This window comes from Hungatella sp. SL.1.14, assembly GCF_024460495.1.
GTDB lineage: Bacteria > Bacillota > Clostridia > Lachnospirales > Lachnospiraceae > Hungatella > Hungatella hathewayi.
In genome coordinates this window covers 15,487-38,557 of sequence record NZ_JANFYJ010000016.1, presented here as the reverse complement: position 1 = coordinate 38,557, position 23,071 = coordinate 15,487, and the positions used below count along the sequence as shown (strand labels likewise).

The 23,071-nt window shown below is 48.4% G+C and carries 17 protein-coding genes; all 17 read right to left on the bottom strand.

All coding sequences use genetic code 11. The features are described from left to right. Positions 1-11 precede the first annotated feature (11 nt). A complete protein-coding gene (locus NE473_RS17265; protein ID WP_022030227.1) occupies positions 12-1,412 on the bottom strand; it encodes an ABC transporter substrate-binding protein in 1,401 nt (466 codons plus the stop codon). A gap of 206 nt (positions 1,413-1,618) precedes the next feature. Then, positions 1,619-3,667 carry a bifunctional diguanylate cyclase/phosphohydrolase gene (locus tag NE473_RS17260; RefSeq protein WP_006771640.1) on the bottom strand — a complete coding sequence of 683 codons (2,049 nt, stop codon included), beginning with the start codon at positions 3,665-3,667 and terminating at the stop codon, positions 1,619-1,621. A 30-nt stretch (positions 3,668-3,697) separates the two neighbouring features. Next, positions 3,698-4,054 (bottom strand): Hpt domain-containing protein, encoded by a 357-nt coding sequence (locus NE473_RS17255; RefSeq protein ID WP_155560897.1) that lies wholly within the window; start codon positions 4,052-4,054, stop codon positions 3,698-3,700. Between the two features lie 163 nt (positions 4,055-4,217). Further along, on the bottom strand, positions 4,218-10,001 hold the full coding sequence (locus tag NE473_RS17250; protein WP_155560898.1) for a carboxypeptidase regulatory-like domain-containing protein: 5,784 nt from the start codon (positions 9,999-10,001) through the stop codon (positions 4,218-4,220). Positions 10,002-10,055: 54 nt separating this feature from the next. Next, positions 10,056-10,907: a carbohydrate ABC transporter permease gene (locus NE473_RS17245; protein WP_006771644.1), complete on the bottom strand. Its 852-nt coding sequence runs from the start codon at positions 10,905-10,907 to the stop codon at positions 10,056-10,058. Positions 10,908-10,910: 3 nt separating this feature from the next. Further along, the gene (locus NE473_RS17240) at positions 10,911-11,804 is read right to left on the bottom strand and encodes a carbohydrate ABC transporter permease (RefSeq protein WP_022030003.1); all 894 of its coding nucleotides are present in this window, start codon (positions 11,802-11,804) and stop codon (positions 10,911-10,913) included. Positions 11,805-11,905: 101 nt separating this feature from the next. Next, positions 11,906-13,294 (bottom strand): ABC transporter substrate-binding protein, encoded by a 1,389-nt coding sequence (locus tag NE473_RS17235; protein ID WP_155560899.1) that lies wholly within the window; start codon positions 13,292-13,294, stop codon positions 11,906-11,908. Positions 13,295-13,461: 167 nt separating this feature from the next. Further along, a complete protein-coding gene (locus NE473_RS17230; protein WP_155560900.1) occupies positions 13,462-15,018 on the bottom strand; it encodes a response regulator transcription factor in 1,557 nt (518 codons plus the stop codon). Positions 15,019-15,020: 2 nt separating this feature from the next. After that, the gene (locus NE473_RS17225) at positions 15,021-16,775 is read right to left on the bottom strand and encodes a sensor histidine kinase (protein WP_155560901.1); all 1,755 of its coding nucleotides are present in this window, start codon (positions 16,773-16,775) and stop codon (positions 15,021-15,023) included. Continuing rightward, on the bottom strand, positions 16,738-18,801 hold the full coding sequence (locus NE473_RS17220; protein WP_196411676.1) for a glycosyl hydrolase 115 family protein: 2,064 nt from the start codon (positions 18,799-18,801) through the stop codon (positions 16,738-16,740). The genes NE473_RS17225 and NE473_RS17220 overlap by 38 nt, the downstream gene beginning before the upstream one ends. Positions 18,802-18,983: 182 nt before the next feature. Further along, positions 18,984-19,250: a 30S ribosomal protein S18 gene (rpsR, locus tag NE473_RS17215; RefSeq protein WP_002602079.1), complete on the bottom strand. Its 267-nt coding sequence runs from the start codon at positions 19,248-19,250 to the stop codon at positions 18,984-18,986. Between the two features lie 45 nt (positions 19,251-19,295). Continuing rightward, positions 19,296-19,748 (bottom strand): single-stranded DNA-binding protein, encoded by a 453-nt coding sequence (locus NE473_RS17210; protein WP_006771650.1) that lies wholly within the window; start codon positions 19,746-19,748, stop codon positions 19,296-19,298. Between the two features lie 22 nt (positions 19,749-19,770). Continuing rightward, positions 19,771-20,058: a 30S ribosomal protein S6 gene (gene rpsF, locus NE473_RS17205; protein ID WP_002602081.1), complete on the bottom strand. Its 288-nt coding sequence runs from the start codon at positions 20,056-20,058 to the stop codon at positions 19,771-19,773. A 153-nt stretch (positions 20,059-20,211) separates the two neighbouring features. After that, complete coding sequence (locus NE473_RS17200; protein ID WP_006771654.1) at positions 20,212-20,409, bottom strand: DUF951 domain-containing protein; 198 nt, start codon at positions 20,407-20,409, stop codon at positions 20,212-20,214. 24 nt (positions 20,410-20,433) lie between these two features. Continuing rightward, a complete protein-coding gene (gene mgrA / locus NE473_RS17195) occupies positions 20,434-21,423 on the bottom strand; it encodes an L-glyceraldehyde 3-phosphate reductase (RefSeq protein ID WP_155560903.1) in 990 nt (329 codons plus the stop codon). Between the two features lie 81 nt (positions 21,424-21,504). After that, positions 21,505-22,236: an NAD-dependent protein deacylase gene (locus NE473_RS17190; protein ID WP_055651679.1), complete on the bottom strand. Its 732-nt coding sequence runs from the start codon at positions 22,234-22,236 to the stop codon at positions 21,505-21,507. A gap of 155 nt (positions 22,237-22,391) precedes the next feature. Continuing rightward, positions 22,392-23,030, bottom strand: a complete 639-nt coding sequence (locus NE473_RS17185) for a type I phosphoribosyltransferase (RefSeq protein WP_006771657.1) — start codon at positions 23,028-23,030, stop codon at positions 22,392-22,394. Between the last annotated feature and the right edge of the window lie 41 nt (positions 23,031-23,071).

Here is a 23,071-nt window from a genome sequence, read left to right as displayed (position 1 = left end):
ACCTCCTGCTCTTATTCCATTAAAATCGCTATAGCCGCATTCAGCTTGTCATTGGCTTTCTGCGCGGCTTCCTCCGCGGCAGTTCCATTCAGCACAATATCCTGCAGACACTCCTCAATAATCCCCTGGCTGGTCAGTGCTGCAGCGGCAGGTGTAAGGCCATAGTCCATACCGATAAAGGTTCCCTTTTCAATGCCCTCCTGGATATACTCAATCTCTGGCTTAAACTTCTGGATTGTCTCATCGTCATAGAATTCTGCCGAGTTTGCTGCTTCCGTCGTAGCCGGCAGCTGTCCTCCGGGAATCAGATGCAGGAAGTCAATATAGCGCTCCTTTTCAAAATGGAACTTAATGAAGTCATATACCGTTTCGGGATATTTCGTCTGGTTCCAGCCCATAAGACCAATTACAAAAGTAGTCGCTCCAAGATTCTCCCCGTCCGGTCCCATAAACGGAACCGCCGCAATCTTATCCAGAAGCTCCGGAGAATTCTGTTTTACTCCATTGATATGAAATCCCGAGCCAAAGGCAAACGTCGACTTTCCCTGGAAGAATACATCATTCTGTTCGGAAAGGCCATAGTTTACAGAGCCTTCCGGAGAGCCCGCCTTATAGAGATCCGCCATCAGTTTAATTGCCTTCACTACCTTCGGATCGGTTAGATTCCCCTTGTTATCTTCTGTAATCAACGGAGCCCCCTCCGCCTTTGCGAAGCAGCTGAGAAGCTGTGCGCACATCTGATCATTTTTAGACATGGCAATGGTAAATCCATATCTGTTTGGCGGATCTGCCACCGCAGTCACTGTATTTAGCAGTTCATCCCAGTTTTTCGGAACAGACAGATTTTTTTCCTCCAGCACATCCTTGCGGTACCACATGACATAAGAATGAAGGTAATAGGGTATTCCCAGAATTGTATCCCCATCCGTAAAGTTATCCAGCGGTTTTTCAAGGAAATAATCTTCTCCCAGTGCATCGATCAGAGGATTCATGGGCAGTACTGCGCCCGCCTGATTAATTGCAAATAAGTTGTCCGGATTTACGCTGCTGACATCAGGCAGCGCCCCGGCAGCCAGCCCGGCTGTCCATTTCTGAGTGAATACATTCCAGGGATATACCTCTACATTGATCGTCACATTGGGATGTTCTTTCATATATTCGGCTACCATCTCATCAATATAATCCTTGCGGGCCCCCTCCGTAAATGTATGCCAGTATGTAATCGTCTTTTTCGTTCCATCATCGGTAATGGCCGCCATGGGATCCACAGTCTCGCTCTCCTGGCCTGCGGCCGCGGCAGTACTTTCCGCTGCCGGAGCCCCCGTCTCCTTCTGCCCGTTTCCTCCGCTGCATCCCGCCAAAGCTGACGCTGCAAGTGCAGCCGCCACAATCAGAGCTGTTCTTTTCTTCATAATCGCCTTCATCCTTTCTTTTCATTTGGGAAGCTTCCTCATCTGCTTCTATTTTAGCAGACGTACTTTCTCAAGTTAATTCAAAAATCAGACATAAATGGTAAAATTTCCGAAATATAAATCCGAAGCTTTCTTAATGAAACAAAAAAGCGGAACTCCCGTTATCTTCCGGAAATTCCACTTTTACCACATTATTCACACCATACTCAGTTATCCATTGGCGAAAGCACAGACAAAAAGCCCTGAATTGACTGGTCATACAGGCAGAACTGGTTTCTGCCATTCTTTTTTGCCGAATAGAGCGCCTGATCGGCACAGTGGAACAACACTTCGTAGTTCTCCCCGTTCTCCGGACAGCATGCCACGCCCATGCTGACGGATATCTGAAATCCCTGGAAGGAATCTGTCAGAGAACTGAAAATCCGCTCGATCTGCGGCATTACACTGCCACGGTATTCCACAAAAATCAGGAACTCATCTCCTCCAACTCTGGCCGCGATATCGTCTCTTCGGATATTCTGCCTCATCTTCTGAGAAATATATTTTAATACCTCATCCCCGAAAATGTGGCCATGCTGGTCATTGGCAGACTTGAAGTAATCCACATCGATCAGAATCACGGCATACTCTTTATTCTCGCGCTGGACGATCATATTCTCAATCATTTCCTTGGCCGCCTTATGGTTATAAAGGCCGGTGAGAGAATCCTGGGAAGCCAGGCGTTTTAAATTAGTAAGCTCCATCTGTTCCTCGTGGATATCAATGAATTTTCCGATCGTTCCCGAATATAAGGTATCCTCGTCGGAATCCCAGATCGTGCGTGCCACGACCTTGAACCACCTCGCTTTTCCATCGATGATAACCTGATAGCTTCCACTGAACACCGGCTCTCCCGGAGTTGTCGCACGAAGCTTCTTCTTTAAATCTGCGAAATCTCTCCGGTCAAATACCCGTGCAAGTTCGTCATTTTGTTCCGGATGGGCAATCAGCTCCGGTATCCTTAAGTATTTCGCTCCCCACTCAGATATTTCCAGAAGGTCTGAATGGATATTGTATTCAAACTGGACTTCCTGTGACATGGAAGCGAAGAAACGGTATTTAATCCGTTCCTGCTCTAAAAGCATAAGCGTACGATTGGATGCACGCAGTTCATTATGAGACTTCAGCTCCGAGGCGATGCCCTCCATCTCAATGTCCGACATTCCATCGAGGGAATGTAAATCAAGCTCCTTCAGAATACGGTCTCCCACTTCCACCAGACAATCCAGCAGGAGCGGATTAAACGCCCCGCATTCCCCATTTAAGATCATCTCCATAGCCTTTTCGTGGCTGTAGGCCGACTTATAGACACGCTCGCTGGTAAGCGCATCATAGACATCCGCCACCGAAACCACCTGGGCGGCAATCGGAATTTCGTCTCCCTTAAGCCCATCCGGATATCCCTTTCCATCGTACCTCTCGTGGTGCCATCGGCAGATATCATGCGCTACCTGAATCAGCTTTTCCGTCTGACGGTTCGGTGCATTTTTCAGGATCTGTGCACCTATGGCCGCATGGGTCTTCATGATCTCAAACTCCTCCGGAGTCAGGCGGCCGGGTTTATTAAGAATTTCCTCCGGGATCGATATCTTTCCGATATCGTGCAGAGCCGATGCATTGACGATCAGAGCAATATCTGACAGTGACAGCTGAATCCGATCCGTCTTCTCCACCAGCTTTTTAAGAAGCATCTCCGTAATGACACGGATGTGCAGCACATGAAGCCCGCTCTCACCGTTACGGAACTCGACGATATTGCTCAGGATTTCAACCATCAGGAAATTATTCTTTTCCTTATCTATAATCTGCTCCGTCACCATACCTTCCAGAATCTTCTGCTTCGTATAGAGCATAAGCATATTACTCACGCGGCGCAGTACCGTCTTTTCATCAAACGGGCGGCTGATATAATCGGCCGCTCCCAGATCATAAGCATGCTCAATATAGCTGGAAGACGTCTCCGCTGAAATCGTAATCACCGGTATGCTCTGAATCCACCCGTTCCTGTTCATAATCGCCAGAACTTCAAATCCGTCCATTTCCGGCATTACGATGTCCAAAAGAATCAGCGAAAGATCGGCGTGGTACTGGTTCAACAGGGAAACTGCCTCCATACCATTGGATGCTTCCATAATATCATACTCGACAGACAGGATGTCCGCCAAAAGGGAGCGGTTTATCTCCGCATCATCCACTATTAAAATTTTATTCTTCATATATCATTTTTCCTCGCGTATCTGGCGCAATTAATCGTTTTCCAGCTTTTTAATCTCCTGGACAGTCTGAGCATACTCCTCTTTCACCTGTTCGAAGAGCCGCCCTGCCTCTTCGCTCCATCTGCCGCCCCGCAGTGATTCGGTCAGCGCACTGCTGGACGCTGCAAGCCTGGTAATCGACAGGTTTAAGCAGATTCCCTTCAACGTATGGACTGCACGGAAAGCAGTCTCATAATCCCCTTCTTCCACCGCCTTAACCAGTCCGGAGAAACTGTCATCCCCCGGAAACTTCAGCAGAAAACGTTTTACTCTTTCTTCATTCGCCAGACGGCGAAGAACTTCCTGATAATCGGCACCTATCGCCTCGTAACAATCCTTTACCGTCATCCAGATAACCTCCTGATCCTCTATCCTTAAGTCTTTCTAACTGTTATGATAAAGCGCAACTCCTCATTTGTCAATGAAGGAACCTTTATTCGTGATTTATTTACTGATTTCACAAAAAACTCCCGGTAAGCATCCGCCTCCCGGGAGTTCATCCTCTTATCTGTTAATTGGAACGCCAGACACCGTCTTCGTCGATCCGGTATCCGACCGTAATCACAGTGTCTCTGGCCATGCTGCCGTCACTGTTTAAATAATACCAGTTTCCGTTCCACAGAACCCACTGGTCTGCGGCCATGACACCGCCGCTTTGCAGGAAATACCACGTTCCCCGATCCAGGATCCAGGTATAGTCCGCCATGGCTCCATCCTCGCCCAGATAATACCAGTGATTCTGATCCAATACCCAGCCGGCTGCCATGTATCCCTGTTCGTTGAAATAGTACCATTTCTCATTGATACGGGCCCAATCTGATGCCACGTATCCACCGTCTGTGGTCTCAAACCACCAGCCATTCTCATTCTGTCTCCACTTTCCCTTTACCGTATCGGGCAGCACAGTTCTGACTGCCGAACTTCCGCCGCTGCTCCCATGACTTCCATGATCACTGTTGTAATCGTCATCCTTGTCGTGATCGTCATCCTTGATATCATCGTCATCCTTGTCATCATCGTCAGGTCCGTCCTCATCCTCTTTTACCGTAAGGGTAAATTCTGCTGTTTTCCCCTGATAGAATACCGTAATTGTCTTAGTCCCGGCTGCTGTCGAATCAAACCCGGCCATCTCATACCCTGTGACCACAGTCCTTGTTCCGTCCTCGTAAACGGCGGTTACTACCAATCCTGCAGCGTCAAATGATTCATTTATCCGGTACTCCGTTTTCTTCGGCTTAGCTGTTATTTCGATTTCTGTTAAATCGTTCTCTTTCGGATTGGCAATTACAAACGTGCCGGCGCTTCTTACAAAAAAGTGAAGAAATTCGCCGCTGATTTCCGGATTTACTGCCTTAATACTGCCATCATCCAATTCGCAGTAAACGATGAGATCTTTCCTGTCGAGCCCCTCCGGAATCTTTAAGGTCAGATAAAGCGGGATATCCGGCTGGAGCTCTTCTCCATTTGCCAGAAGCTTTATTTCCATAGCCGTTGCTGCTTTTGTCTGTGGGCTGTCTTCAGGAAGCTTTGTTTTTGTAATTTGGGGAACCATCCTGACATTTCCCTGACCAAAGGGAGCATTCAGCAGTGTTCCTGTCACCTTCGCGCCTTCCGTCAGACTGGAATCGCCCTCAATCCGTACCGTAATATCAGGATACGCATTTTTAAGCAGTGCTTCAAGTTCAGCCATACGATCCGCCATGTCCTTTGTCAGGACCGTATCTTCCGCTCCCATGACATCGAGGAACACATTCTTAGCCGCATTAGCTGCAGCGTCCTTCTCCTCATCCGTCATATAAGCCACATATTCTTTATTTAATTTCTCTCCGGCCTCGGCTACAGACTGCTTTAGAACCGCGTTATTTAATACATCTTCACGATTTGTCACCGTAACCGTAACTACGGCCTTAAACGTCTGTTCGTCACCATTTTCACCTGTTCCCTCATGACGGATGGATATCTTTCTGGACCCGGTACCGGTCAGTTCAGCCGTCTCATAATCGTAATCTGTGATGGTTTCCTGATAATAATCGGCATTGCTTCCGCTGGCCTTCATGATCCTCTTTACTTCCATACCATCCGGGTCAAAGATACTTCCTGTCTCATAGACCGTCTTTTTGGGCTGTTTTGTCACTTTAATCCCCGTCTGATAGTATTCCAGTTCCTCATCATAGACGGTTACTGCCACCTGATCCTCCAAATACCGCTCCTCACCATTGCTGTCGGTCCAGCTATAGCGTATTGTTACCATCGTGTCTCCCGGCTCTGTAAAATCATCCATGACGTCGTATTCCCCGTCATCCAGGATTCTGACCTCTGCCGGTGCGGCATTGCTGGCCGTAGCCTTCATGAGAAGGCGCACTTCCATACCGTCCGGATTAAATGCTTCTCCGGTTCCATATACAGTCTGTTCCGGCTGTTTCACCACCTTAATGCTCTGAGGCTGCATGGTATCCCGGTCATACACCGTAATATCAAAGGAGGCTTCCAGCGTCTTTCCGTCTTCCGTTTCATAAGTAACCGTTACCGAAACGGTTCCCGCTTCTGATGTATCCGGCATACTTACCGTAAACTCGGCCGCTTCGAGACTCCGCACCCGGTCTCCCTCACAATAGGCACCAACTGTCAGTCCTTCGAAATCAGGTTCTTCCCCTCTCTCATAGACAGTCTTTACAGGCAGCGTATCGATCTGAATCTCGTCAATCACGCAGTCTCTCGTAACCGTAACGGTGTAATCCGCAAAGCTGGTTCCGTCCGCCGATGCGACTCCGATCTCTATAACGTTAACGCCCGGCTTTAACGGAATCACCCGATCTGTCACTTCCTGATTATTGACCTTGACAGTGACCTCATTGCTCGCCTGAACTGTCTCATACTGCAGCGTCACACTGTGCACGTCTGACGCCACGTTTCCTTCGTATTCCATGGTATTAAAATCAAATTCAGGAGTTAAAGTGATCCCCTCAATGGTGAGATTCGTTAAATAGGCCAGTCCTGAGACATCCTCTTTCACCAGATTCAGCTGATAGCGTTCCTCTGTCTCCCCATCTTCCGCCAAAACAGTTATGAGGAGCGGCTCACCAGCCTCGGGTACCGGCACAGATACCGCTTCTTTTGTGGCATCCTTACCTCCCACCATAACCTTTTTAACAAAAATACTGTTGGCAGACGGCTGTACCTTTACTTCACTGCTGCCGGAGGGAATTTGCATTTCATAGATATTTTCCCCCTTCCACTCCGCCTCTTTTCCATCTACGCTGATTCCTGAGAGACCCGCGTCATTATAATCCATGGCAGGTCCGGTACAAACCTTGAAATAGTCGATCAACAGGTCTCCACCATTTGTACTGCTGGAGAAAAACTCGAACCGGTCAATATTTTTTCCCTGTGTCCGAAGCGGCTGATCTGCCAGTTTTGGAACATTCATATCATTCACATAAAAGTCAAAGGTGTTGGTATCCAGATTGATAACATTCCTGATAATATCCCATCGGCCCTTCTCATAAGGCTGAACGTTTACTGTGCTCGAAGAGCCCTTTTTATTATGCGTAATAATGTTTCCCTTAGAAAGTGCAAAGGTACCGATTGCATTAGAACTGGACGTTGGATCCCCTGTTTTAAAATCTGCTTTGTTAAACGAATACATACCAAACTGATTGGGAGACGCCGTTTCCTTTGTCCGTTTCACCCTTGCTTCAACCGTAATGATTCCATTTAAATCATATTCCTTCTTTGTGTAGGCATAGAGGTTATAGGATCCGTTTTTCGCCATCTCCAGATACTTGTTTCCATTCTCCTCCGCCTTAATCTGCAAAGATGCTTTAGCCGAATCCGCAGCGGAGATATCAGAAACCTTCCATAACTCGTTACCTCTGCTGTTATTCGTAAATGCTCCTGTATCATACTGGTCAAACAAGTCTGCAATGAGATACGTCGTTTTTCCAACTTCCCTGGAAAGAATCAGATTCACTTCCGAAACAGCTGCCGGCATTATCCTGACATCTTTCTCGGTGGCTGTCTTATATCCCTCCTTCGAAGCCGTCACCTCATATCCGGTTCCGATCTTTACGTCCGGAATTTCATAACAGCCGTCATTTCCGGTTTTGGCGGTATATACTTGGTCTTCCAGCGAGACCGTCACCGTCACTCCCTGAAGAGGACCAGACGAATTAGACACGCAGCCTTTCACACTGCCCACATCAGACAGACTCTCTCCCAGCTTCAGCTGTACTCTCGTCACAGCCTTCTCTTCCACTGTAATATCCGGGGTCTCTCCGTCCAGATAAATCTCTTTGGAAATCACCGCCGTATACGATCCCGGCTTCACACCTGCTATGGCGAAAAATCCCTGTTCATTCGTCACTGCAGCATAATCCGTATCCTTTAACTTTACCGAGGCCCCCTTCATGATATTTCCATAAGGATCTTCCACATATCCGTTTAAGATTCCGCTGCCTGCTTCTCCCTGATACTCGAAGATTCCCATATCAGGTTCCCCGTTAAACAGGGGATCACCGGCAAAATCATTTCCCGGATTTGCCGAAACAGACAGCAGGGGATCATCTTCCACCTCTATTCCGGCATTCAGAAGAGGTGATTCCGTTTTTAGACGCAGCTTTAAAAGTTCCGCCGCCCCCTCCTCTCCGGCTCCTGTCAGTTCCCCTTCAAACATCGGATCCCCGCATACCGCATGGGTCTCCTGCTCCGGTGCCTGCACTCCCTTTCCATAATAACAGTTGCTGTCATAGGAGGTAGACGTCCCTTCACCGATTCCGACACTGGTTGTGGTCTTTGCGGTATTGTAGAAAATATTATTGTTGAAATAGTGCATATTTCCCGATTTATTTAAATAAACACTGTTGCCCCCTGATGACTCGATAAACGGCAGATTAGACTTCTCAATCGTATTATAGAGGATGTTGTTGTACACGTAATTGACGCCCTTATCCCCATGTGGATTAATATACCGTTTCTGCGCATCCTTAATTACATTATAGCGGACCACGGAGGTTCCGAAAATAAAACCACAGAGGAGGATTCCATCTCCTGTATCGTGGATGTAGTTATACTGGATCAGGATATTGGTGGACGCCTTATCCGGATCTATGGCATTGGAATCGGCTCCTCCGGCTTTCACCCTGGTCTTGTAGACTTCATTCCGCTGTACGGTCACATCGTCCGCATAATACATCTCTATGCCGCACGTACCGGCTTCCTTGGAGATATTTCCCTCCACGACAGCGCCCTGTACACTGGTCAAATAAATGGTATTGCAGGCATAGTCAGAATTTTCCTGGCTTAAATAGTTGTCGCGTATGGTAACATCTGTATGCGGCTTCCAGTTTTCACAGAAATAATTATTTGCCGCATTGCCCTTTCCCTCTTCTCTGGACGCCCAGTGTTCCCCGCCGGTATCTGCGCCCTTCCACTGCTTGATAATAATACCGCCAAAGGAGTTGTTGTTGACCACGTTCCGCTCGACCGTTATATCATGAAAAACCGTCGGCTGGTCTGTGGCCGGTTCCATCACCTCGAACACGATTCCGCCCGTGCGCTTCGACTTATCCCAGCCCTGCTTCCCCAGAATTCCCGGTTTTCCATTGCTGTCACCGCTGATCCAGGCGCATACACCGGTCACATCATGCACATATAAATCGTGCAAATAGAAATTGTTTAAATCTCCTCCGTCCTGTCCGGCAATGCGAATGCCTCTGACATCCTTTAACTTATTTCCATTCTGATCGTTCATGGCGCCGGTAAATCCGGCCGCAGTATTGGTAATCTCCAGATCTGAAATCTCCCAATACTGCTGATTATAGAGCGACACCACTTCAGGAACTGCTGCGTTTCCCTCCAATTTGGGTTTATCCCCATCCCCGTAGGCGCCGATGACGATGGGATTACCCTCTTCACCGGATCCCTTCGGGGACAGCGTCTCCTCTTTCCATACGCTTCCGGCCTTAAGCAATATCCGGTCTCCCGGCTGAAAGGTTCTGTTATTCACCATTTTGAGGCTCTTCCACGGTTTGTCTTCCGAAGTCCCCTCATTTTCATCATTCCCGGATTCAGAATCGAGATAATAGGAAATACCCGCTCCCGCTTCTCCCCCATAATCTCTGGATACAGAAGCCTTCCCTCCTGTGACAAGGCGTTCACCATAAGCCTTCATCTCACTGTTCCCCGCCAGATCCACGATCTCCCTGCCATCGTATACGGCTGTTTTTCCTGCCGCCTCTGCCGGAACCGGGAACAGTGTGCCAAATGCCACGACCCCCGATAAGATACATGCTGTCATTCTGGTTTTCCATCGTGATAAGCTGTACAATTTGTTATCCCCCTTTATTTTTATTTATCCCTTAATTCCATCCATGGCAATTCCGTCCACCAGATACCTCTGGAAAATGATAAAGAACACCACGATTGGAATCAGTGAAATCACTGACATTGCAAACAATCCACCGTAATTATTGTAAGAGTTTGGGTCTAAATACATATTCAGTGCAAGTGGAATCGTATATTTCGTCGATGAACTCATAAAGATCAGCGGTTGAAAGAAATCCTGCCAAATCCAGTAAAAAGCAAAAATAGAGGAAGTGATAATGGCTGGTCTCACAATGGGGATCAGCACCCTGACGAGTGTCTGAATCTTACCGCACCCATCGATTTCCGCCGCTTCATCCAGTTCTTTCGGAATTCCCTGAAAAAACTGAACCATCAGAAAGATAAAAAACGCACCTCCGAAACACCACGGCAGCACAAGTGCCACACGTGTATCGATTAAATGGATTTTCTTCAAAATAATATACTGCGGAACCACCATAACCTGTGCCGGAATCATCATCGTCATCATCACACAGCCAAACCAGAAATTGGAAAACCGAAATTTAAGTCTGGAAAATGTATAAGCGGCCAGCAGAGAGGATAACACGCATGTGACAGTTCCCACCACCGTTACCACCATGGAGTTCATGAAGAACGTGCTGAAAGCCACGCCGCCGATTCCTGCAAATCCGCTGGCATAGTTCTTTGCCGCATCCCATACCTCGGGGAGCAGGGAATACGTATTGGTAAACATTGTTTCATTACTTTTAAAGGAGCTGGCCAGCAGCCACAGGAGCGGATAGATCATAAAGAATCCCAGAATGCACGCCCCGGCGTGGAAAATCACTGAACTCAACTGTCTTTTTCTCTTCATTCCCATGATTTATTCCCTCCCGGCTTCATAGTAAACCCAGTTTTTCTGAGTCTTAAACAGTATTATGGTAAATACGGAGACAATTGCCACCAGCACCCACGCCAGCGCACAGCTGTATCCCATGTCAAAATACGTAAATGCACGACGGTACAGGTACAGGACGTACGATAAGGTGCTGTCCAGCGGTCCGCCATCCGTAATTACATAACTCTCTGTAAACACGCGGAAACCGTTGATGATCTGAAGAATCAGATTGAAGAAAATGGTCGGTGTCAGCATCGGAATCGTTATCTTCCAGAAAGTTACAAAGCCATTTGCTCCGTCCACCTTTGCCGATTCATAGAGTGAACCCGGAATCTGCTTCAGCGCAGATAAAAAGATCAGCATGGAAGAACCAAACTGCCAGACGCCCATAAGGATAATGACATACAGCGCCGTCTTGGGATTTCCTATGAGCGACGTCTTCTGCGTGATTCCAAAGACCCCCAGCAGCGTCATGATAACGCCCTTGTTTCCAAAAATCTGTTTCCATACCACGGACACTGCGATACTTCCTCCGATAATGGAAGGAATATAGTAAAGCGTCCGGTAGAGTCCCAGTCCCCTGTGCTTCTTGTTTAACAGCATTGCCACAAACAGTGCAAACGCCAGACGCAGCGGAACTAAGAGCAGCACATATAAAAAAGTCACCTTCAGCGCCTTATAAAAGGTCTTATCCTGTGTAAACGCCCGGACATAATTGGCTGCCCCGATAAACTGCGGATCGTTCAGTAAATTGAAGTCAGTAAAAGAATAGTAGATGGAGATACACATGGGGATCAGCCACATCCCGATAAAGCCCACCAGCCAGGGGGCAAGCAGCAGATACGCCACTTTATTGTCTTTATATCTTTTCTTTATCAAAATAGTCACCTCGGTCTTTTAAAAAGGGACTGTCACAATGTCTTGTGCAATCCCTTTGTCTTTGTTTCCTAAACGTGTCTGCAAATACGTTTTCCCACGTTCTAGTTATTTCTCACCAGAATAGCATTGGCCTCTTCACGGAAAGCCTTTGCGGCCTCTTCTGCCGAAACCTGGCCGTAGAATGCGCTGTAAGCCGCGTTCTTAAAAGCCTCATTGATTTCGGACATACCGATCGGGTCCGGAGCAGGCGTCTCGCCGCAGATATCTGCCGTGATGTCTAAATAATTAAACATTTCTTCCTGCTGCGGAGATAATTTACCAGTCGATTTCATGTGTTCCCTGACAGCAGACGATGCCGGGGTTCCTCTTTCCCCCATCATAATGTCATTGGCTTCCTCGGAATTTACAAACCAGTTGATAAACTCAGCCGCCTCTTTTTTGTGCGGTGACGTTTCGGAAATCGTCAAAAACATGCCCGGTTTATTCCAGAGGCCTTTATATTCGGTGTTATCAGATAATGGCAGAGAAGTAATCTTCAGCTTATCATTTACGGATGCCACCTTGTTCGCATAGTTGTTCCACTCAATCATGGTAGCGCCTTCACCTGTTACAACCGGTCCTGCTTCCTGCCCCAGTGTCTGGATTGCCGCATATTCGTCCGGATTCGGAACCGCACCTGCTGCCATCAGCTCCGACCACATATTTAAGTAATCGATACAAACCTGGTCATCGTCGTAACCGAGGGATTTCTGATCATCACTGAACAAAGAAGCGCCATGCTGTCTCACCCAGTAATTAAACAGGTTGGTATCATCCACAGGTCCGGTCGCTGAGCCCAGCTTTCCCGTCTTATCTTTCACAGTCTTACATAATTCAATAAAGTCACTCCAGGTCCAGTCCATGGAAGGAACTTCCACACCGGCTTCCTCCAGGACTTCAGGATTATACCCCATTGCGAGAAGGGAACTGGAATACACGAGTCCGACTGTCTTTCCCCCAATCTCACCCGACTTCATCAGATTTTCATCGATACTGGCAGTATCGATGGTGCCATCTTCTATATACGGAGTCAGATCTGCGATGGAATTGTTCTTTGCATAGGTACTGATATAGAGATAGTCCATCTGAACGATATCCGGCATGGCTCCTGCGGCCGCCTGAGTCGCCAGCTTGTCAAAATATCCATCCCAGCCGGATGGTACCGCTTCGAATGTTACATTTGGGTGAAGTTCCGTATACTTATCCAGAAGCTGCTGGGTCAGTTCATGTCTCGTCTGTCCGCCCCACCAGGTAAACTTCAGTGTCACATCTTCTCCATCGGAGGAAGCTGCTGCCGCGGTTGTGCCGCCTGCAGATGTGCCTTCTGTGGCTGCCGCCTGTGTTGTGTCGGCTGCACTGCCTTTCGTCTTATCCGAACTTCCGCATCCCGTTGCCGACAGTACCATCATTCCAGCGAGCCCCAGCGCCAGTAAACGTTTCATTTTTCTCATAACCAACTCTCCTTGATCTCTTTATTTTTAACTCTCAAAGGTTCGGTGCACACCTTGTTTATGGTGTTATTCTACATGATTTTAAACAAATTAAAAATGGAAAAAGCCGTCATCCCAATTGAAAAAAGCCGACTTTTTCCAAAGCGAAAAAGCCGGTTTTTTTCAAATTACGCCTGTTTTTGTATATAATCTTTATACTCGGAAGGGGACATTCCCACCGATTTTCGGAAGGTCTTGGAAAAATACTGGCCATCCGCCGGGTACCCCACTTCCTCCGCGATCTGGGAAAGCTTAATCTCCGGAAAATACCAGATCAGCCGTTTCGCCAGTTCAATTCTAACATTCAGCAGATAAGAGGAATACTTCTGTTTCATACACTTGGAAAAGACCCGCCCGAAATAATCCTGATTCATGTACAGAACTTCCTTCGTCAGCCATTGGATGCTCAGTTCCTGTCTGCTGATATTCTGATAGATTCCCAGCAGAATATCGCGCATGCGCCGCTCTTCCTTATCTCCGCCCGGATAAAATCCCTGCTTCTCACTGATATAGTCGGCCAAAAGCTTCAAAAGCTCCCTGTCGTCCCCGGCGTTTTGGCTCCCTTCCCCGCTGCGGCCCTCTCCATTCCAAAGTTTCTCCTTCATCCACCGTTCATTGTCCTCATCCTCATAGAGCATGTCAAGCACATATAAAATTACCGCTTCCTTTCTTCCGGCCAGATCGCCTCTGAGCCGCATCTTTACGAACCCCAGATACAGTTCAAACAGGATGGTATCATAGGATTTTGCAGCCTTAAGAGCCCGGTAATTAATCAGCATCAATTCCTCCCGGTTGATATCCTTATAAAATCCATGCCACAAAGCGTCCGTGTCCGCCTCGATCTTTCCCATCTTTAAAAGTCCCGAGACCTCCTCATAGAGGCTGTGTATCTGCCCCCAGCTTCCGCGGCCGGAAACCGCGGTCTGTAGCGGGCTGGAATCAAACTTCTCATACTCCTTTTTCACCTTCACAATGACGGGCTGAATCTCATCAAATACACGCCCATCCAACAGAAGCAGCACATCGTTGCGGATGGATGTCACCAGAAGCACGTGACCGCTTCCCAGAAGCTCTGTTATTATGTTCGACACCACAAACTGTTCCAGATAGTCAAACCACGTTTCCTTATGAAATGCCAGAAGAAAGACCTCTTTTGAAAAGATACCGCAGCCGCCCAGATACGCCTCGAAATCCTTATGGATATCTTCCCGGTTCAGCAGCACATTGCGGAACATCTGCTCTCTGGCTCTCGGGGCAAGCCGCTTGACCTGGGTCCGCATATCAACCTCTTTCCTCTTCTTCTCTTCCCGGACCTTAAGCTCCTCCGTCACCTTACCGATCACTTCCACAATCTTCGCCTCATCACAGGGCTTCAGTATATAATGGCGCACACCCAGCTCCATGGCTCTGCTGGTATATTCATACTCCCCATAGCCGGAAAGCACAATGAATACAATATCCGGAAAGTCCTCCCTCGTCTTCCGGATCAGCTCAATACCATTCATGACAGGCATCTTAATATCTGTAATCACGATATCCGGCATCTGATTCTGGATCTCCTCATATCCCTCGACACCGTTCCATGCGGTTCCCGCCAGACTTATCCCGTACTTTTCCCACTGGATAAAATCTGCCATCCCCTCTCTCTCCACATCCTCATCGTCCACGATCAGAAGCTTATACACGTTTATTTCCCTCCATATTTCGGAATTTCAATCCTCACAACGGTTCCCTTTCCGGGCTGGCTGCTTATCTCAAATACCGCGTCGGAAAAGATCAGGTTCAGCCGTTCGCTGATATTTTTAAGCCCAATTCCGTTTCCCTTCGGCACCATGGTGAAATTCCTGACAGCCGCCAGTTCTTCCTCCGTCATACCGGGTCCGTCATCCGCCACTTCCAGAGTCATGGTCTGCGCCTCTTCATTTTCCTTAACCCGCACCAGAATCCTGCATTTATTTAAGGAGTTGTCCACACCATGGTTGATCGAGTTCTCCACCAGCGGCTGCAGAATCATCCGCGGCACGTGGTACGCCTCCAAATCGCCCTCTGCCTCCACAAGAAACTCAGCCCTTCTCCGGTACCGTACCTTCTGAATATCAATATAATGCCTTGCCAGTTCCAGTTCCTCCAAAACCGTAGCCAGCTGTTCCTTTTTAAATGCCGCCCGCAGCAAATCCCCCAGCGAGATCAGCATCTCAGACGCCTCCTCATTTTTGCCCGACCGTATCATCCAGTTAATGGAATTCAGCGTATTATATAGAAAATGAGGATTTATCTGAGCCTGAAGTGCCCGGTACTGCGTATCCTTCAGCAATATCTGCTTTTCATAATTTTCGTGGATCAGAACCATGATCTTATCCAGCATGATCTGGAACTCCTGGGTCAGGATTCCCGCCTCGTCACCGCGCTTCTCTCCCTCCAGATACTCCTTCGCCTTCTGAAACTCCCCCGCTTCCACGATCTGAATTGAATCCGTCAGTCTGTTAAGCGGTCTGGTGATGGCCGTGGAAAGCCGCTTCAGAATCAGCATCGCCGCCACAAACAGCACGAGAAATCCGCCGATCAGACAGTAGCGGACCATGGTGTTCATAAAGTAAATCGAGCTGTACGGAAACATATTCACATACGTCCAGCCCGTCTCTGCCGATGTAAGCTGACAGAGAAAATATTTTCTCCCCTGCAGATTTATGATCTCATAATCGCTCTCCGGCAGCACCTGCCTGATTTTCTCATACAAACCCTCCTCGCTCTGGTAGATCAGGCCGGAGTCGCTGGTCACGCACAGGCTGGATACATCGGTTTTCAGCTGATTTAAATGCTTCTCGATCAGCACCCGGATATCTGATACAAAAATCAGACTCCCCAGGTATTCAAGGCTGGCATCGATGTGTTTGCGTATATCCCTGCCGGAGACGAGGTAGGGAAATTCCTCCGTAGGATTCTCATAAACATAAGCCCCTTTCGCCTTGTCAAATTTCTCCAGCAGGCTGTCGTAAATCCCCACCGGCAGTTCCACATACCGTTTCCCAACCTCATATCTGGTCAGAAACTTATCCGTATAGATAAATTCCGACACCAGCTCCGCCGACAGCGCCTCCGTGGTCAGCCTGCTTCGCAGCTTCGACATCTGAAAAGAGTATTCCGCCTTGTTCTTCGCGCTTTTTATAATCGAAAGCTGATTTTGAATCTCGTAATCCATCGCCAGATCGAAAGACAGCTCCTCCACCTTTTTCAGCTCTCCGTCCACCCGCTCCGTGAAGAAATTCAGTTCCTCCAGGGACTTATGGTAAAGCTGGCCGTCATAGATACTTAAGGTAACCTGCATGGCAAGCAGCGTGATACTGCACAGAATTCCGAATATGGCCACATAGACCACCATCATCTTTCTGGCAAGGCTCGTATTCCTAAACCGTTCCACCCACTGATCCCAACGCTTTCTCATCACTTTCCCGCTCCTTCATCGCCTGGTAAAGTTCCTGATCCGTCATATGATTCTCCATATTGGTAATGAGAACCACCCTCTTATCTTCCTCCGAATAGGTAACCTCCCTCTGCCACTCATAGAAATGAGGGCCGTCCCCTAAATTCCTGATATATCCCATCAGCCGTCTCAGACAGCAGGCGGTCTCCTTCACATCGCAGAGACAGTCATTTTCGTAAAATCCCTTCCACTTTCCGTGTTCCCGCTCTCTCATAGACCGGTCTGCCGCTTCATACCAGTCCGCCGCCCTGCCGAATAAATAAAACGCCTTCAGATACTGTTTACCTGCATACGCCTCATAACCGTCACAGAAGGACACAGCACCTCTCAGACAGTAAGTATGTATTTTCACCTGCAGGAGAAGGGAGTCTTCCATTAGCGGTCCCACCTGCTCTGCCATCTGGCTGCACGCTTCCAGAAGCGGTTCAAATGCATTTCTCCCACCTGCAACCGTCTTTCGGTAGTGTTTCATCTGTTCTTCCAGACTCTCTCCCGGGGCAAACCAGTTAAGCTCCGGTTCCGGTCTCCGTCCCCCATCCTTCATGATACGGCAGACAAAATCCCTGGTCACGTAATTATAAAACTGGTCCCCCGCCCGCTCGTCCTCCTCATTTCCATATGGAACCGTACAATCAAAATACGCTTCAAACAGATCCTGAAGAGGCTCCAAAAGATCGTTTCCGTCAATCCGCTGTCCATAAGCATAGTAAGACTCCATATACCGCCTTCTGTGTTCCTCTGCGGTAAGCGAATTTCCTCTCCACAGATTCCCGATAAAGTCCAGCGGATATACATGGGGTTTTACATTAGAACAGTTGACAACCCACAGACTCTTTATTCCACAATCATACGCTATTTTCAATTCTTTTTCCACAAATTCCATAGAATTTGGCAGCATGGTAATGTGATTTGCCGCCTGCAGATCGTAAAAAGAGACGTGATAATACGTTCCATGGTTCCCTTCCCTCAATTCTGCGGGAGGCAGCGCCGGCACTCTGGGATTGTGGTTTCCCTGTCTTCTCGATACCATTTTCCCGTAACCGTTGTCGGCCCAGATGGTAATCACATCCTCCGGCAGAGTCAGGAATCCCTGCTGATACAGTTCCATCGTCTCCCCGTAGAGATTTGTGCAGAATACAGGATTTTCCACATACTTCTTTACCAGCTCGTACTGGCGCACCATCAGGCTGCTGATTAAATCCCCGCGCTTCTTCGGGGTGTCATACTGCGGATCATCATCCCAGAAAGGCCGGTCTCCCTGCCCACGGAATCCGATATTCCAGATAACGCGGTAATTCTTCTGCCTCTGGATTCCCTCCTCCCACAGGCCGTAGAAGAGCTCCGGATACTCCGCAAAGGAAGGCGTCTTATCCGGGTAGACCCGTGCAAACATCTCGGCTCCCAGCGGTTCCGCGTGATGATGAGTGATCCAGAGTCCCATCTCTGCGGCCAGTTCCGCATAAATCTTGGAATTTGCATCGGTCCCCGGTATCACTAAATTTCCTCCCAGCCGCAGAAGTGCCTCAAATGCCATCTCCCACGGATACTCCTTACTTACGCCGCCATCCCAGCGGCTGATCAGCACCTCATCGTTTAAGAACCAGCCTCTGTATCTCACCGGATATGGCGACGAGGCGATCGTTCCCACCGGGATCTCCACAACCTCCCGCTTCTCGAATTTCTGATCATTCCAGAACCAAAACGGCAGTATCCCCATATACGCCTCGCTCAAATGCAGCAGTGCGTACACAAATCCCAGTTCATCCCCCGCACAGATGACCATCCGTTTCTCCTCAACCAGTATCCTGTACTGTTCCGGTTCCATGGATTCCTCGCAGAGCTCTATCCCGCCCCCAAAAGCCAAATCCCCGTCAACCACCATATCCAGATCCCGGTAAAACCGCTCCACCGCTCGTCTCACCGCACCTCTGTCCTTCATCGTTCCCATGTCTACCGTAACGCTTTTATCCAATAAAAATGTTCCCATCATAGTCTCCTTTACCGTGAAAAATTCTATCGTATCCCCACTCCATTATAGGGAAATACGCGATAGGCGTAAATGGAAAAAAACTGGAAACACACTTGGAAATTTCCGACTTTTCTGCAAAAAAATGAGACTCCATAATTTCTTACGGAATCTCATTCGCAAAACCCTTATAAAATAAAAGTTTATTCCATTGTGTAAGGCATAAGAGCGATGTGTCTTGCTCTCTTGATTGCAACGGTAAGTGCTCTCTGATGCTTTGCACAGTTGCCTGTAATACGTCTCGGAAGGATTTTTCCTCTTTCAGAGACATATCTTTTTAACTTATTTACATCTTTATAATCGATGGTGCCGTTCTTCTCACCACAGAATACACATACTTTTTTTCTTCTGCGCATGCCGCCTCTTCTGAACTTGGCGCCATCAGCTTTATCATTCTTATTATATGCCATTGGTACTACCTCCTGTTAGATTTTGTTGTTTCTATCCCTGTAAATTTAGTTGAATGGAAGTCCTTCGTCTTCGACTCCATCCGGGATATTCATAAATCCATCACCGATTGCGGAAGACGGTGCCGGTCTGGATGTCGGCTGATAGCCGCCGCCCTCACCGGAAGCCGCGCCCTTGCTGTCGGCGAATTCCTGATCGTCTACAATGATATCAGTCGTGTAAACTTTGATACCGTCCTTATTCGTGTAACTGCCAGTCTGGATCCTTCCGGAAATCAACACTCTCATGCCCTGGCGGAAATACTTCTCGGCAAACTCACCTGCTCTGTCAAAAGCGACACAGTTGATAAAATCTGCGGTCTGCTCGTTGCCGTCCTGGTTTCTGCGGCCTCTTCTGTCAACAGCAAGCGTATATCTTGCGATGGCCATGGCGCGCTCGCCCTGGGAATATCTTACTTCTGGATCACGGGTCAATCTACCCATCAGGATTACTCTGTTCATACGATCACACTTTCTTTATCGATTATGCCTCTTGTCTTACGCATAAATATCTGATAACTGGTTCCATAATACGAATGCGTGATTCTAACTCGTTCGGTGTTGTGGAATCGCCATCAAACTGGATGAAGTAGTAGAATCCCTCTTTCATCTTCTGAATTTCGTAAGCTAATCTCTTCTTACCCCATTCGTCGATGTTGGTTACAGTACCGCCAAAACGAGTGATATAATTTGTAATCTTCTCGATGGCTGCTGCTCTCTCCTCATCTTCGAGCTTAACGTTAAGAACAACGGCTAACTCATACTTGTTCATGCTTCTTTACCTCCTTGTGGTCTCTGGCCCCTGCTTTCAGTTTCAGGAGCAAGGAATTTAATGTGTCACGGATTAATATTTTATCAGAAATTGGCAGGAAAAGCAAGTACTTTTTCCTGCTTTTCTACGATTTTACGACATTTCCAGGGCATTCTATCTCTTTTCCACCCCATCTGCTCCCTTCAGCCCTCTGGCGTTCTTCTCCACCAGCTTTCTGGGAACCATGATCATGTGTCCGCAGCCCATACATTTCAAACGAAAATCAGCGCCGACCCGCATAATTTCCCATTCGCTGCTGCCGCAGGGATGTTGTTTTTTCAGTTTTACAATATCTCCAACCTCAAAATTCATCTCATTCTCCCGTATTCAGCGTCCTTATTTTAAAATCTCGTCAATCGTTTTCAGCTCCTCTGCGGAAAACTCCAAATTATCCAGACAGTGTACGCTGTTCTCCAGCTGTTTTACACTGCTGGCTCCGATCAGCACGGAGGTCACCGCCTTCTCCCGAAGCACCCACGCCAGCGCCATCTGTGCCAGAGACTGGTTCCTGCCCGACGCGATCTCACTCAGCCTGCGGATCTGGTCCAGCTTCTCCTCCGATAAGTATCGGTCATTAATCGTAGATCCCACCCGGGAAGCTCTCGACCCCTGGGGAATCCCATTTAAATACTTATCCGTCAGTGCGCCCTGAGCCAGCGGACTGTAACAGATACAGCCGACACCGTGCTCCCACATGGCCTTAAACAATCCGTCCTCCGGCGTTCTCTCAAACATATTATAACGGGGCTGTTCGATCAGACAGTGTATCCCCATATCCTTCAGCAGAAGAACTGCCTTCTCCGCTTCCTGCCTTGAGTAATTGGAAAGACCGACGTAAAGCGCCTTGCCCTGTCTCACAATATCCGCCAGCGTTCCCATCGTCTCTTCTAACGGAGTCTCCGGGTCCGGCCTGTGATGATAGAAAATATCCACATACTCCAGCCCCATCCGTTTTAAGCTCTGGTCAAGGCTGGCCATTAAATACTTTCTCGATCCCCAGTTCCCGTAAGGTCCCGGCCACATATCGTATCCGGCCTTCGTGGAAATAATCATCTCGTCTCGGTAAGCTCCCAGACCGTGTCTTAAAATCTCTCCAAAATTCTCCTCCGCCTTTCCCGGCGCCGGAAATCCGTAGTTATTCGCCAGGTCAAAATGCGTCACACCCAAATCAAAGGCCCGGCAGAGAATCGCCTCCTGGTCTTCCAACGGCTTTTCCAGGCCGAAATTCTGCCATAACCCCAGTGAAACCCTGGGAAGCCGTACCCCGCTTCTTCCACAACGCTTGTATTCCATCTTCTCATATCTGTCTTCTGCTGCCTGATACATCGTTTTACGCTCCTTTACACTGTCATTTTTTCATTCTTTCTCTGCTTCCGGGCTGCCCGCAGTCCGCACTTCGCACCACGCTCACACGCCCGCTGCTTCCCCCAGTACCTCTCCCAGCTGCCCGCTGATCACCAGATCCGCCCGGCTGTCCATGGGGGTAACCGTCTTATTAATCAGAACCATCCGGTTTCCTCTATAGTAATCAATCAGTCCCGCGGCCGGATAAACCGTAAGGGATGTACCGCCGACGATCAGCATGTCCGCCCTGGTAATATATTCCACCGAGCGGCTTAGCACCTCCTGATCCAGACTCTCCTCATAGAGCACCACGTCCGGTTTAATTGTCCCGCCGCAGCTGCACCGCGGGATTCCATCCGGTTCATCCATATTTAAAATATCCTCCAGACTGTAAAACTTCCCGCACCGGGTACAGTAATTCCTGTGTACCGATCCGTGAAGCTCGAGGACTTCCTTACTGCCCGCTGCCTGATGAAGACCGTCAATATTCTGAGTGATAACAGCCTTTAACTTTCCTTCCGCCTCCAGCTTTGCCAAAGCCAGGTGTGCCCGGTTCGGCTCTGCTTCCGGAAACAGCATTCTGTTTTTATAAAACCGGTAAAATTCCTGGGGATTCTGCCTGTAAAAGCTGTGGCTGATAATCGTCTCCGGCGGATACTGATACTGCTGGTGATACAGCCCGTCCACGCCTCTGAAATCCGGAATCCCGCTCTCCGTAGACATACCGGCTCCGCCAAAAAATACGATCCGGCTGCTCTCAGAGATCCACTGCTTCAACTGTTCCTGCGCTTCCATCTCTTCCGTTCTCCCTCCTGCACTGTAAAATTGCGGCTGACACAGCACTGCACAACGCAATACCGGTCCAAAACTCAAGCGGGGTGCCGCAGACCGGATTCTTCCAAATCCGCCTGCGGCACCCCGGATCGTTTCAGAGCATGTCTGAAAATGCTTTAAAGCTTCGAATATCCGTAGCCGTTTACAAGGGCATCCAGCTTGATTCCCTGCTTGCAGTATGGACACTCCCGGAAATCATACGTCTGGTAATCAGGGATATCACGTTCCCGGAACACAGAGTTCACAGGCATTCCATCCAGTTCCCCGATCGCACTGAAGATCGCCGAGATTCCCTGGAGCTTCCCTCCATAATACTGAATGCACTCGACTCCCTTGTTGATCGTCTTTCCCGTCGTAACGGAAGCCATCAGAAGAATCACATTCTTACCGGTTATCATGGGCTGAATATTATCGCGGAAAATCATCTGGCTGTTACTGTTGTATTCCGGAGTCACAACGTAAATGGTCTGATGCGCGTTCCTTGACATAACTCCTGCCTTCGTCAGTTCCTCCGCCAGATAGGCGCCTACCACATCCATACCGTCCAGGCATACGATGGTATCTACAAACGTGTTATACAGGTAAAGCCCCACCAAATCGCGGGCGACCTCCTGTGCCTCACTGACACGCGTCTTCAGCGTCGTCATATCAATGTAGTAATTGATATGGGAATGGTTCGTTGCAAAATGTCCCGGCACAACCTTGAGCGGTACGTTACATCCTGGAGCCTGAAGCTTAATATATCTGTTTTCCATAGAAACCTCCCCTGCTGCTGTTTTCTTTATTATACTACAGA

Excerpts from the sequence above, each read along its gene's own strand:
- rpsR (WP_002602079.1), bottom strand. The coding sequence starts at position 19,250 with ATGGCATATAATAAGAATGATAAAGCTGATGGCGCCAAGTTCAGAAGA.
- NE473_RS17235 (WP_155560899.1), bottom strand. The coding sequence starts at position 13,294 with ATGAGAAAAATGAAACGTTTACTGGCGCTGGGGCTCGCTGGAATGATG.
- NE473_RS17225 (WP_155560901.1), bottom strand. The coding sequence starts at position 16,775 with ATGAGAAAGCGTTGGGATCAGTGGGTGGAACGGTTTAGGAATACGAGC.
- NE473_RS17185 (WP_006771657.1), bottom strand. The coding sequence starts at position 23,030 with ATGGAAAACAGATATATTAAGCTTCAGGCTCCAGGATGTAACGTACCG.
- rpsF (WP_002602081.1), bottom strand. The coding sequence starts at position 20,058 with ATGAACAAGTATGAGTTAGCCGTTGTTCTTAACGTTAAGCTCGAAGAT.
- NE473_RS17245 (WP_006771644.1), bottom strand. The coding sequence starts at position 10,907 with ATGGGAATGAAGAGAAAAAGACAGTTGAGTTCAGTGATTTTCCACGCC.
- NE473_RS17265 (WP_022030227.1), bottom strand. The coding sequence starts at position 1,412 with ATGAAGAAAAGAACAGCTCTGATTGTGGCGGCTGCACTTGCAGCGTCA.
- NE473_RS17210 (WP_006771650.1), bottom strand. The coding sequence starts at position 19,748 with ATGAACAGAGTAATCCTGATGGGTAGATTGACCCGTGATCCAGAAGTA.
- NE473_RS17260 (WP_006771640.1), bottom strand. The coding sequence starts at position 3,667 with ATGAAGAATAAAATTTTAATAGTGGATGATGCGGAGATAAACCGCTCC.
- NE473_RS17190 (WP_055651679.1), bottom strand. The coding sequence starts at position 22,236 with ATGGAAGCGCAGGAACAGTTGAAGCAGTGGATCTCTGAGAGCAGCCGG.
- mgrA (WP_155560903.1), bottom strand. The coding sequence starts at position 21,423 with ATGTATCAGGCAGCAGAAGACAGATATGAGAAGATGGAATACAAGCGT.
- NE473_RS17255 (WP_155560897.1), bottom strand. The coding sequence starts at position 4,054 with ATGACGGTAAAGGATTGTTACGAGGCGATAGGTGCCGATTATCAGGAA.
- NE473_RS17200 (WP_006771654.1), bottom strand. The coding sequence starts at position 20,409 with ATGAATTTTGAGGTTGGAGATATTGTAAAACTGAAAAAACAACATCCC.
- NE473_RS17250 (WP_155560898.1), bottom strand. The coding sequence starts at position 10,001 with ATGACAGCATGTATCTTATCGGGGGTCGTGGCATTTGGCACACTGTTC.
- NE473_RS17220 (WP_196411676.1), bottom strand. The coding sequence starts at position 18,801 with ATGGGAACATTTTTATTGGATAAAAGCGTTACGGTAGACATGGGAACG.